Annotated in this window: 10 protein-coding genes; 4 read left to right on the top strand and 6 right to left on the bottom strand. The window is 64.4% G+C overall.

Translation table 11 applies throughout. The annotated features are described in order from the left end of the window. The first annotated feature begins 45 nt into the window (after window positions 1-45). From AABA86_RS27850 to AABA86_RS27860, 3 genes are all read left to right on the top strand, one after another. Window positions 46-1266, top strand: coding sequence for a cytochrome P450 (locus AABA86_RS27850; RefSeq protein ID WP_338309112.1), 1221 nt, complete (start codon window positions 46-48; stop codon window positions 1264-1266). Window positions 1267-1460: 194 nt separating this feature from the next. Further along, window positions 1461-2675: an ornithine--oxo-acid transaminase gene (gene rocD / locus AABA86_RS27855; protein ID WP_338309113.1), complete on the top strand. Its 1215-nt coding sequence runs from the start codon at window positions 1461-1463 to the stop codon at window positions 2673-2675. A 580-nt stretch (window positions 2676-3255) separates the two neighbouring features. Beyond that, entirely contained in the window at window positions 3256-4626 is a 1371-nt protein-coding gene (locus tag AABA86_RS27860; protein WP_338309114.1) for a Spy/CpxP family protein refolding chaperone, read from the top strand. Between the two features lie 41 nt (window positions 4627-4667). Here the strand turns inward: AABA86_RS27860 and AABA86_RS27865 are convergent, their stop codons facing one another. Continuing rightward, window positions 4668-4913 carry a hypothetical protein gene (locus AABA86_RS27865; RefSeq protein ID WP_338309115.1) on the bottom strand — a complete coding sequence of 82 codons (246 nt, stop codon included), beginning with the start codon at window positions 4911-4913 and terminating at the stop codon, window positions 4668-4670. A gap of 498 nt (window positions 4914-5411) precedes the next feature. On the opposite strand from AABA86_RS27865, the gene AABA86_RS27870 reads away from it, so the two are divergent. Then, window positions 5412-5582 carry an RNA polymerase sigma factor region1.1 domain-containing protein gene (locus AABA86_RS27870; RefSeq protein ID WP_212248001.1) on the top strand — a complete coding sequence of 57 codons (171 nt, stop codon included), beginning with the start codon at window positions 5412-5414 and terminating at the stop codon, window positions 5580-5582. Between the two features lie 89 nt (window positions 5583-5671). On the opposite strand, the gene AABA86_RS27875 is transcribed toward AABA86_RS27870, so the two are convergent. The 5 genes from AABA86_RS27875 to AABA86_RS27895 all read right to left on the bottom strand — a co-directional run bounded on the left by AABA86_RS27875 (window position 5672) and on the right by AABA86_RS27895 (window position 11461). Beyond that, entirely contained in the window at window positions 5672-6535 is an 864-nt protein-coding gene (locus AABA86_RS27875) for a sugar phosphate isomerase/epimerase family protein (RefSeq protein WP_338309116.1), read from the bottom strand. Beyond that, window positions 6535-7725, bottom strand: a complete 1191-nt coding sequence (locus tag AABA86_RS27880; RefSeq protein WP_338309117.1) for a dihydrodipicolinate synthase family protein — start codon at window positions 7723-7725, stop codon at window positions 6535-6537. The genes AABA86_RS27875 and AABA86_RS27880 overlap by 1 nt, the downstream gene beginning before the upstream one ends. 129 nt (window positions 7726-7854) lie before the next feature. Then, window positions 7855-9006, bottom strand: a complete 1152-nt coding sequence (locus AABA86_RS27885) for a Gfo/Idh/MocA family protein (RefSeq protein ID WP_338309118.1) — start codon at window positions 9004-9006, stop codon at window positions 7855-7857. Continuing rightward, the gene (locus tag AABA86_RS27890) at window positions 9003-10400 is read right to left on the bottom strand and encodes a hypothetical protein (RefSeq protein WP_338309119.1); all 1398 of its coding nucleotides are present in this window, start codon (window positions 10398-10400) and stop codon (window positions 9003-9005) included. The genes AABA86_RS27885 and AABA86_RS27890 overlap by 4 nt, the downstream gene beginning before the upstream one ends. Before the next feature lie 215 nt (window positions 10401-10615). Next, on the bottom strand, window positions 10616-11461 hold the full coding sequence (locus AABA86_RS27895) for an ABC transporter ATP-binding protein (RefSeq protein ID WP_338309120.1): 846 nt from the start codon (window positions 11459-11461) through the stop codon (window positions 10616-10618). Between the last annotated feature and the right edge of the window lie 78 nt (window positions 11462-11539).

An 11539-nucleotide genomic window follows, 5' to 3' on the forward strand; every position in this document is an offset into this window, starting at 1 on the left:
AACAACAAAAACGGCATAACGGCTTTAACCGGCGAGTATAACGGGATGAACGCAGACGCGAAGGAGCTGGCGGCGAGCTTCGACCTCGAGAAGCTGACGCCCGAGTTCTACGACAACCCCTACCCGACCTATCGTGCACTGCGGGAGAACGAGCCGGTCAAGCGCCTGCGCAGCGGCACCGTGTTCCTGACCCGCTATGACGATCTCGTCACCACCTACAAGAACACCAAGTCTTTCGGCTCGGACAAGAAGCGCGAGTTCGCGCCGAAATACGGCGACTCCCCGCTCTACGAGCATCACACCACCAGCCTCGTCTTCAACGATCCGCCGGCGCATACCCGCGTGCGCCGCCTGATCATGGGCGCGCTGTCGCCGCGGGCGATCGCCGGCATGGAGTCTGACATCGTCAAGCTGGTCGATGGCCTGCTCGACGCCATCGCGGCCAAGGGGGCTTGCGAGCTGATCGAGGATTTCGCCGCGTCCATTCCCATCGAGGTGATCGGCAATCTGCTCGACGTGCCTCATCAGGAACGCGGGCCGCTGCGCGACTGGTCGCTGGCGATCCTGGGTGCGCTCGAACCCGTCGTGTCGCCCGAGCTCGCCGCGCGCGGCAACAAGGCGGTGACGGATTTTCTCAGCTATCTCCAGACGCTGGTTGCACGCCGGCGCGACAAGCCCGGCAATCCCGAGCGCGACGTGCTGACCCGCCTGATCCAGGGTGAGGAGAATGGCGAGCGGCTGACAGAGAAGGAGCTGCTGCACAATTGCATCTTCCTGCTCAATGCCGGGCACGAGACCACCACCAACCTGATCGGCAACGGCCTCGTGGCGCTGGACCGCAATCCGGACCAGAAGCAGCGCCTGATCGGCAATCCCGACATGATCAAGACCGCCGTCGAAGAGATGCTGCGTTACGAGAGCTCCAACCAGCTCGGCAACCGCATGACCACGGAAAAGGTCGAGCTCGGCGGCGTCACGCTCGAGGCCGGTACGTCGGTGACGCTGTGCATCGGGGCGGCCAACCGCGATCCCGCGCAGTTTCCGGACCCCGAAAGCTTCGACATCGCGCGCACGCCGAACCGGCATCTCGCCTTCGCCACCGGTGCGCATCAATGCGCCGGCATGGCGCTGGCGCGGCTGGAAGGCGCGATTGCGATCTCGCGCTTCCTGGCGCGCTTCCCGCATTATGCCGTGAGCGGGCAGCCGGTGCGGGGCGGTCGGGTGCGGTTTCGCGGCTTCTTGAGCGTCCCCTGTGCGCTTCGCTGAGGGCGCGACAACAAAAACTGCGAAAACACCCCCATGCACAGTAGGGAACCCTCTGATACTTTTGGCAAATCAGATCGGGCTACACCATCGGACGCATGAAGACTTCCAAGGCGGCAAGTTGATACCCAGATCAAGCTGAAGGCCGGCGGTGCAGCCGGTTGGCACCGCCGCGCGCAGCAATGGAGTGACGACAGATGAGCTCGTCGGTCATTGATTTCGTCGCAACGGAACAACGCTTTGGGGCTCATAATTACGAGCCGATCGGGGTCGTCCTGTCGCGCGGCGAAGGTGTCTGGGTCTGGGATACCGAAGGCAACCGCTATCTCGATTGCCTCTCGGCCTATTCGGCGGTCAGCCAGGGCCACTGCCACCCCAAGATCCTGGCGGCGATGATCGAACAGGCTCACAGGCTGACGCTCACCTCGCGCGCCTTCCACAACGACCAGCTCGCCCCCTTCTACGAAGAGATCGCGGCGCTGACCGGCTCCCACAAGGTGCTGCCGATGAACAGCGGCGCCGAGGCGGTCGAAAGCGCGATCAAGTCGGTGCGCAAATGGGGCTATGAGGTGAAGGGCGTGCCGGACGGCCAGGCCGAGATCATCGTCTGCGCCAACAATTTTCACGGACGCACGCTGGGCATCGTCGGCTTTTCAACCGACCCCGATACACGCACACATTTCGGGCCGTTCGCGCCGGGCTTCAGGGTCATCCCGTTCGGCGACGCCGCGGCGCTGGAAGCAGCAATCACGCCAAATACCGTCGCCTTTCTGGTCGAGCCGATCCAGGGCGAAGCCGGTGTCATCCTTCCTCCAGCCGGCTATTTCACTGAGGTGCGGGAGCTCTGCACCGCCAACAACGTGATGCTGGTGCTCGACGAGATCCAGACCGGGCTCGGCCGCACCGGCAAGCTTCTCGCCGAACAGCACGAGGGAATCGAGGCGGACGTGACGCTGCTCGGCAAGGCCTTGTCCGGCGGCTTCTATCCGGTGTCGGCCGTGCTCTCGAACAACGACGTGCTCGGGACATTGAGGCCCGGCCAGCACGGTTCGACGTTTGGCGGCAATCCGCTGGCCTGCGCGGTGGCGCGCGCGGCGCTGCGCGTGCTGACCGAGGAAGGCATGATCGAGAACGCGGCCAGGCAGGGCGCGCGCTTTCTGGAAGGCTTGAAAGACATTCGCGCCAACACGATCCGCGAGGTGCGCGGACGCGGCTTGATGCTCGCGGTCGAGCTGCATCCCGAGGCCGGCCGCGCTCGCCGCTACTGCGAGGCGCTTCAGGGCATGGGCATCCTCGCCAAGGATACCCATGCGCAAACGATCCGTATCGCTCCGCCGCTGGTGATCACAAGCGACCAGGTCGACTGGGCGCTGGAGCGGCTCGCCAGCACCCTGACGCAGGATTTCTCCTGAGGCTGCCTGCGTCGGAAGATCGCAATGCCGGCCGCGGCCAACAACGAACGATTCCGCCAGCTGTGCGTTGAACGTCGTGGGCGATTACGAGCTGGGAGCGACAATCATGCTTCCGCAGGGCGCTTGCCTTACGGCTGCTTTAGTCGGTGTCTCGATGCTGGCGACGAGCGTCGGCGCGCTCGCCCAAGGACCCGGCCAGGGACATGGAAGGGGCGGTCCGGCCGCAGCGCCGGCAGCACGGCCAGCAGCACCACCGGCCATGGCCCGTCCGGCGGGGCCGCCAGCCATGGCACGTCCCGCCGCTCCGGCGTTCCATCCACCGGCCATGCCGCAGCGACCGGCCATGGCGCCGCACCCGGCGCCCCACATCGCCGCACCGCCGCCGCGTCCGGCTCCCCATTTTGCAGCACCACCGCCGCGAGCGGCCCCGCACGTGGCGGCGCCGCGACCTGAATTCCACCGGGCGCCGGCAGCGCCACAACGTCCGGCCATGGCCCCGCGGCCGACGCCGCATATCGCCGCCCCCTCGCGCCCAAGCGCGCCACCGGCTGTGAGCGCGCGGCCGTCGCGACAGGAGCAGATGGAACAGCGCGCGCAGCAACACCAGCAGCAGATCCAGCAGCGACAGCAAATCGTGCAGCAGCGGCAGCGCGAGACGCTCACACGTCAGAGCTCGGAACGGCAAAGCCGTATCGATCGGATGCAACAGCGCGTGCAGCAATTGCAGTCGCAGAAGCCTGAAAGCGTGCGGGCGCAACGTGCACAGGAGCGGACGCTGCAGACGCAGAACCGCCTGCTCCAGCGCGAACAGAGCATGCAGCAGCGCGATCAGGCGCGCCTGCAGCGGTTGGGCCCTGAGTCCACCACAGTTGGGCGAGCCGCCACTGCCGCCGCCGTGCAGGCGGCCGAGCGCGGGCGATTTGCCGAGCGCTTCCGCGAGCAAGCCCCTGCGCAAGCCCAGGCAGCGCTCACCACCCGCCAGAGCGGCTGGGCTCCCCGGCAGGCCTGGCGACACCGCCATCCCGCGGTGTTCGTGGCGTGGCTTGGGCCGGTGTTCTGGCCTTACGCCTATTCCGACATTTTTGACTACACGTTCTGGTCCTATGCTTACGAGCCCGGCTATTGGGCGTACGCATATGACGACTTCGTCGACACCGTGTTCTGGGGTGGTGACAGCCCCTATTCCGCCTATGCCAGCACCAACCCGTATGACTATCCGCAAGCCGGTGGCAGCAGCCGCGCCCGTCCGCGCGCGAGCGTGAGCCCGCAAACACTACAGCAATTGTGCGGCACACCGGACAAGGGCGTCACCGCCTGGCCGCTTGCCGATATCGCGAAAGCGGTGCGGCCGACGCCGGAGCAACGCGCGTTGCTCGACGAATTGAAGACCGCGGCGGCCAACGCTGCCGGCGTATTCAAGGACTCCTGCGCGGAGACTTATGCATTGACGCCACCTGGTCGCTTGCGCGCGATGATGAACCGCATCAGCGCGACGCTGGAAGCCGTCAAGATCGTGCGACCGGCACTGGAGAATTTCTACAACTCGCTCAGTGACGAGCAGCGGGCCAGCTTCAACGCGCTCGGTCCCAATGTCGGCGAGCGCTCGCCGCAGCAGCAAGCCAACGTCGAGGGCTGCGGTGATCCGAAATCCGGCCTGACCCAGCTGCCAATCCAAAGGATCGAGGCTGTGCTGCACCCCGCCGGCAAGCAGAAGGAGGCGCTCGACCGCCTCGGCGAAGCGACGGCGAAGGGCGTTCAGGACCTCCAGGCAGCCTGCCCCAACGAAGTGCCCCTGACGCCAGTCGGGCGGCTGGAGGCGATGCAGCACCGGCTCGAGGCCATGCTGACGGCCGCCAGGCTGGTCGAACCCGCCCTGGACGGGTTTTATGCCACGTTGAGCAGCGAGCAGAAGGCACGCTTCAACACGCTGCAGCAGGTCGCAAGCCCGTAAGGGAAGCGCTCGCATTCTCCCGTTGCAATTGCGCAGCGGCCTCACGTGGCGGAAATCGTCTCCCGTCGAGCGTCATTCGTGCTTGTGATCGTTTGAGGCCGCTCCATCTCGTTCGAGCCAGCGGCGTTGCACTCTTGGAAGTGAGAAGACAGCACGAGTTCGGCCAGGTGATCCCAGTACTCTGCTTCTGCGAGCAGCTTCCATTTCTTCATGCTGTTGTACGCGGCCTGTTGACGGCACAGCGAACCCATCGCACGCAAGCGTCGCACCTTCTCAACTGCCTCCACTGCGAACCTCCCTTCGCGCTCGCTTTTTTGCAGCGCATTTGTGTTGTCACAACTTCGCAGATTGAATTGACGAGTGATAGTCCGGTGTTTGACGGTGAATCGATGATAGCGCAATCGTCTGACTTTTCAGCTAGTGGGCCGAATGACACGCGCATTGACGACAGCAAAAGTCGCTCGCCTTGCCACGCCGGTCACAACAATTGTCCCGACGATTGCACGTCGGGGTCATTCCAGATCATCAGGCACGGGTCCATCCGCCGTCCCTGATGATCGTTGATGCCACTGATTACCGCATCCGATCTGGCGCAGACTGTGGCACCCGGGTGATGACATTCTGCCTCAAAGCCGATGGCTGTCCACCTCTCGTTGGTGGTACTCCAACCGGCTCACTCGCCAAGCACGGGCTGCCCGCCGCGGCGCCGTATACGGCGTGGCCTCCTGTCCGCCGGGAAACCGACTCCCTCCCCGTATCGTAGAGGCTCCTGAAACGGAGATGACATGAGCGTGCCGGAAATCATTCGACAAGCCATCGAGATCGGTGAACGGAACGGCAAGATTACCTTCGATGAATTGAATCAACTGTGTGATAGTCGAGTACTAGGCCCCAAAGACATCGAACGCATTCTCAACGCTCTAAGTGAAGCAGGAATTTGGGTTGAGGGAGACTGAACCTGGCTCTGGCGCAAGCAGCGAGGAGAAGGCGCGCTTCAACACGCTGCAACAGGTCGCAAGCCCCATGAGGACGGCGCGCGTGGGACCTACACCACCGTCCGGTGCCGTTCGATGCAGGTCTGCAGCACCTCGTCCATCGGCTTGCCCCACCAATCGTGGGAGAAGATCTCGATCTCCGAATAGCCGGCGAAACCCTGCGCTTCGACCGCGTCACGCACCGACTTGATGTCGATGACGCCGTCGCCCATCATGCCGCGGTCGTTGAGGATGTCTTTCGTCGGCACCAGCCAGTCGCAAACATGGAACGCGAGCAGGCGATCTTGGCCGGCGCGCGCGATCTGGCCCATCAGCTCCGGGTCCCACCAGATGTGATAGACGTCGAGGGCGACGCCGAGCATGCCGGTACGATCAGGGTCGAGCCGATCGCAGATGTCGAGCGCCTGCTTTGTCGTGTTTACGCAGGCGCGGTCGGCAGCGTAAGCGGGATGCAGCGGCTCGATCGCCAGCGGCAGCTTAGCCTGCTTGGCGTAGTCGAGCATGTCGGCGAGCGCTTCTTCGACCTGCCCACGCGCCGCCACGAGATCCTTTGAGGTCTCGCTGCCCGGCCGCGAATATTGCGGCAGGCCGCCGACGACCAGAACGATGCAGAGCGCACCCAGCGCCTTGGCTTCATCGACGCAGCGGCGATTGTCGTCACGTACCTCCCCGCGGCGCGAGGCATCAGAGGTGAACATGCCGCCGCGGCAATAGCCCGACAATTCGAGGCCGGCGTCGCGCACGGCGCGCACGGCGCGATCGAGACCGACGGTCGCGACCTGGTCGCGCCAGGGATCAATGGCGCGGATGCCATGTTTCGCACAGGCGTTGATGATCTCGACAAGATCACCCTGCTTGCGAACGGTCGCCGTATTGAGAGACAGCCAGCGATGGTCGGACGAGAAATCGCGCATCAGGATTCGATACCGTGGGTGGCGAGCACGGTCTTCATCCGCTGCGTCGCGAGTTCAGGGTTGGCGAGCAGGCCGGCCTTGTCGGCCAGACGGAACAGCTCGGCCAGATGCAACGTTGAGCGCGTACTCTCCTGTCCCCCGACCATGGTGAAATGGTCCTGGTGGCCGTTGAGATACGCCATGAACACCACGCCGGTCTTGTAGAAGCGCGTCGGCGCCTTGAAGATGTGGCGCGACAGCGGCACTGTCGGCCCCAGCACGTCGTGGAAGCCGGCCTCGTCCCCGGCCGCCAGCCGCGACAGCGCGTAGGATGCCGCCGGCGCGATGGCATCGAAGATACCGAGCAGCGCATGCGAAAAGCCTTCGCTGTCGCCGGCGATCAGCTCGGCGTAGTTGAAGTCGTCGCCGGTGTACATCTTGATGCGCTTGTCGAGGCGACGGCGCATGTCGATCTCGCGTTGCTTGTCGAGCAGCGAGACTTTCACGCCGTCGACCTTGGCGGCGTTGCCGTTGATGATGGCGACCGCCGTATCCATCGCCTTGTCGAGATCCCCGGTGCCCCAATAGCCCGACAGCGCCGGATCGAACATGTCGCCGAGCCAATGGATGATCACGGGCTCGCGGACCTGCGACAGCACGCGGTCATAGACCTTGGCGTAATCGTCGGCATTGCGGCCGAGTTTTGCCAGCGCACGCGACGCCATCAGAATGATGCGGCCACCGACCTTCTCGACCGCCGAGATCTGCTCCTCATAGGCGCGGATCACGTCGTCGAGGTTCCCGGCATCCTCAACCGCGAGATGGTCCGTGCCGGCGCCCGAGAACACCAGCGCGTTGCGGCGCTTGGCGGCGCCGACCGAACGCGTGATCAGCTCCAGCGAGGTCGGCCAGTCCAGACCCATGCCGCGCTGAGCGGTGTCCATGGCTTCGGCAACGCCGAGACCGAGGTCCCAGACGTGCTCGCGGAAGGCGATGGTCTTGTCCCAGTCGACGGCAGCCGCCAGCCAGGGATCGTTGTCGGCGAAGGGATCGGCGACCGTGTGCACGGCCGAGAAGGCGATGCGGTTCAGCGGCCCTTCGAGCTTTGCAGGGAACGTGCGCGAAGCCGCTAACCGGTAGGTCTCGATCGAGCGATCGGCCTTCGGCAATTTCAGCGACAATGACGACATCGGTTGGACGGGCTTGTTCATGATTTCGGACCTCTCCCCGTCATTGCGAGGAGCGAAGCGACGAGGCAATCCAGACTCTCGCCGCGGAGGCATTCTGGATTGCTTCGCTTCGCTCGCAATGACGGCATCAACACTTACTTCCTGCGGACCTCAGACCTTGATCGGCGCGACGTCGATCCAGCGCCGCTCCTTCCAGCTCTTCAGCGCGCACTCGGCGAGCTGCACGCCCTTGGCGCCTTCGAGCAGCGTGAACTTGTAGGGCGCATCCTCGTAGACGTGGCGGATGAACATCTCCCACTGCTCCTTGAAGCCGTTGTCGTAAGCGACGTTGTCGGGCACCTTCTGCCAGTCGCCGTAGAAATCGTGCAGCCGCTTCTCGTCGGGATTCCAGACCGGCCTCGGGGTAGCCTGCCGCGCCTGGATCATGCAGTCGGTGAGCCCCGCGACCGCCGAGCCCAACGTGCCGTCGACCTGGAAGGTGACGAGATCGTCGCGATAGACGCGCGTCACCCAGGACATGTTGATGTGCGCGATGACGCCGCCTTCGAGCTGGAAGGTCGCGTAGGCGGAATCATCCGCGGTCGCCTTGTACGTCTTGCCCTGCTCGTCAAAGCGTTCGGGGATGTCGGTATTGCCGATGCAGACCACGCTCTGGACGTTGCCGAAGAGGTTGTCGAGCACGTAACGCCAGTGACAGACCATGTCGAGGATGATGCCGCCGCCGTCCTCGTCGCGGTAGTTCCAGGACGGCCGCTGCGCCTCCTGCCAACCACCTTCGAACACCCAATAGCCGAACTCGCCGCGCACCGAGAGAATGCGGCCGAAGAAGCCGCTATCGCGCAGGAACGCGATCTTCTTCAGGCCGGGAAGGAACAGCTTGTCCTGCACCGTGCCGTGCTTGACGCCCTTGGCGTTCGCAAGCTTCACGACCTCGAGCGCTTCTTCGAAATTCGTCGCGATCGGCTTTTCGCAATAAACGTGCTTGCCGGCATTGATGGCCTGGGTCAGCAGGCCGGGCCGCGCCTGCGTGGTCGCGGCGTCGAAGAACATGGTATCGTTCTTGTCGGCGAGCGCCGCGTCGAGGTCCGTGGTCCAGCGCGTGATGTTGTAGCGCTTGGCGAGCGCCTCGACCTTCTCGGCGCTGCGGCCGACCAGGATCGGATCGGGCATCACGCGGTCGCCGTTCTTCAGGCGCACGCCGCCCTGCTCGCGGATCGCGACGATCGAGCGGATCAGATGCTGGTTGAGCCCCATGCGGCCGGTGACGCCGTTCATGATGAGGCCGAGGCGTTGGGTGGTCATGTCAAATGCTCCTGAAGTGATCTTGGCTGTTCGAGCGGGCGGAGCGCCGACCAGTCCGGATGGACCGACGTCGCAAAGCCCGTTGCGTGAAGCGATCCCGTCAGGAGATCGCCGTCGTGAATGGAGAGGCGGATGCCCTGCCCGGCATCGGCATAGAGATCGGGATGCGCGGCCGCGAAGGCCCGCGCTTCAGTGGCGGGCGTCTCGCCGAAGCCGTCGACATAGTGATGGCCGTTGCGTTCGGCATGGGTGACGCCCAGGAAGGCGCCGAGCGCGAGATCCTGCTGCACGGCAAGGCCGGCCTGGCAAGTGAGGTCCTCGCCGGTCACGAAGAACGTTTCAGCGCCGGTAGTCCATTGCGCGGCGCGGACCGCGTTAAGGATCGATTTGTAGAGACCCTTGCAGGATTTCGAGGAGATGCCGCGATAGCCGAGCGGCCTCATCGCCAAAAACGTTCCGTAGGAATCATCGGCTTCGTCGATGATGAAGTCACGCGTGGCGAGCGACCCGAGAGCTGTCTGGAATGTAATATCGCGCGGCATTGGCTGCTCGATGTAGAGAAGCCGGGTCGAGATTCCGTGCAGCGCTGCGTCGCCATCTAGGCGACCGATCAATGCACGCAAGGCGGCGAGGTCGGCGTACTGCTCGTTGGCGTCCAGCGAGACCTTGTAGTCACGCTCCAATTTGCCGAGCTCGTTGCCGATGCGGACCAGTCGAGCCGCATCTGCTTCCGGATCGCCCGAGAGCTTGAGCTTGAAATAGCGCGCCCCAGCGTTTTCGCGCACGTCCGCTACACCGCCCTCGCCCTCAATCTTGTCATCGAGGCCGACCGTGTGCCGGATGGCAACCCGCGGCAGAGGCGTCCGCCCCATCAGAAACCTGGCGATCTCGGCGCCGGTCAGATCGAGCGACATCCGCCCGTCGATCCCTGCGATGTTGTCGGCCATTCCATCGAAAAAACTGGCGCCAACCGAGCGCAGCAGCGCGTCGAGGATCGCCTTGTCGATTTCCGCCGGACCATAGCCCGCTGCAAGTGGCGGAATATTCTCGTCCGCACACGTCTTGACCTGGACGCTGATGCACGACGCATGCAGACCGAACGCCGGCCGAAAACTCGTCTCCGCCAAATAAAGCTCGCGCGCGATCTCCAACGAACGGCGCAACTCGTCCACCGTCTGCGCCGGCGACAGCTCCGGCCGCTTGTCGAACCATTTTGGCACCAGCAGCTCGGCGCTTGCGCCGACGGCGCTTCCCTTGCCCTCGACCTCGATTTCGACCCGCACGAACAGCTGCGGCGTCGCATTGATGGTGATCGCACCGAAGCGGAACGGCCGCGCGAACTGCACGGGACGTTCGAAGAAGGCGATGTCTCGCAGCTTCAGGCGGGGTGACATGGTGCTACGGCCTGGCGAAGTTGGTAAGCGAGGTTTGGCCACGGGTGCGGTGCACCTCTCCCGCCTGCGGGAGAGGTCGGCACGAAGTGCCGGGTGAGGGTTTTCTCCTCTGGGGGGTTCTCGCGAGTGGAGACACCCTCTCCCCCGACCCTCCCCCGCAGGCGGGGGAGGGAGCGCACCGTGCATATGGTCCGTTCAGAGAACTCCATACCCACCTAATCCAAAGCCCCTTGCGAGAAGAAGTGCTTGCGGATGCGCTGCACGAGCTCCGTAAACACCGGGTCGGCCATCACATCGAGCGAGCGCGGGCGCGGCAGCGGCACGTCGTAGATCGCAGCGACCGCGCCGGGACGCTCGGTCATGACGAGGACGCGGTCGGCGAGGAATACGGCTTCCGGAATCGAATGCGTGATCAGGAGCACCGTCTTCCTGGTTTCGCGCTGAATCCGCATCAACTCGACATTCATCCGCTCGCGGGTCAGCGCGTCCAGCGCACCGAACGGCTCGTCCATCAGCATGATCTTGGGATCGTGCACCAGCGCGCGGCAGATCGAAGCGCGCTGCTGCATGCCGCCGGAGAGCTGCCAGGGCAGCTTCTTCTCGAAGCCTTCGAGCCCAACCAGCTTCAACAGCGCCTTGGCACGGGCAAGATATTCGTCCCGCGGCAGCCGCTTCATGTCGATCGGCAGCATGACGTTGGACAGGATGTTGCGCCAGGGCAGCAGCAACGCGTTCTGGAAGACGATGCCGACATTGCCGTGCGGGGTCGTTACCTTCTCGCCCTCGACCAGGATCTCGCCTGACGTCGGCGGCAGCAAGCCCGAGATCAGCTTGAGCAGCGTGGACTTGCCACAGCCGGATGGCCCGACCACGACGAAGAACTCGCCGTCATTGATGTCAAAATCGAGCGGCCGCAGCGACGGCACGTCGCCGTCGCGCGTCCGGTAGGTCTTGGACACGCCGGAGAGATTGATGCCCGAGGCATCACCGGCAGCCCGGTCGCTCACCAGCCTCAGATGCGCTGCGGGCTGCACGTCGATGGGCTTGGTCGCGGGGTTCATCGCAGCTCTCTCCCCCCGTCGTCCCTGCGAACGCAGGGATCCATACGCCGTGCCGGCGCGTCCGGGTACGCAGGGAGA

Source organism: Bradyrhizobium sp. TM233, assembly GCF_036247965.1.
Classification (GTDB): Bacteria; Pseudomonadota; Alphaproteobacteria; order Rhizobiales; family Xanthobacteraceae; genus Bradyrhizobium; species Bradyrhizobium ottawaense.

Bases quoted from the DNA above. Each gene is read 5' to 3' on its own strand.
- AABA86_RS27885 (WP_338309118.1), bottom strand. From the start codon at position 9,006: ATGACCACCCAACGCCTCGGCCTCATCATGAACGGCGTCACCGGCCGC.
- AABA86_RS27880 (WP_338309117.1), bottom strand. From the start codon at position 7,725: ATGAACAAGCCCGTCCAACCGATGTCGTCATTGTCGCTGAAATTGCCG.
- AABA86_RS27890 (WP_338309119.1), bottom strand. From the start codon at position 10,400: ATGTCACCCCGCCTGAAGCTGCGAGACATCGCCTTCTTCGAACGTCCC.
- AABA86_RS27860 (WP_338309114.1), top strand. From the start codon at position 3,256: ATGGAACAGCGCGCGCAGCAACACCAGCAGCAGATCCAGCAGCGACAG.
- AABA86_RS27850 (WP_338309112.1), top strand. From the start codon at position 46: ATGAACGCAGACGCGAAGGAGCTGGCGGCGAGCTTCGACCTCGAGAAG.
- rocD (WP_338309113.1), top strand. From the start codon at position 1,461: ATGAGCTCGTCGGTCATTGATTTCGTCGCAACGGAACAACGCTTTGGG.
- AABA86_RS27875 (WP_338309116.1), bottom strand. From the start codon at position 6,535: ATGCGCGATTTCTCGTCCGACCATCGCTGGCTGTCTCTCAATACGGCG.
- AABA86_RS27895 (WP_338309120.1), bottom strand. From the start codon at position 11,461: ATGAACCCCGCGACCAAGCCCATCGACGTGCAGCCCGCAGCGCATCTG.
- AABA86_RS27870 (WP_212248001.1), top strand. From the start codon at position 5,412: ATGAGCGTGCCGGAAATCATTCGACAAGCCATCGAGATCGGTGAACGG.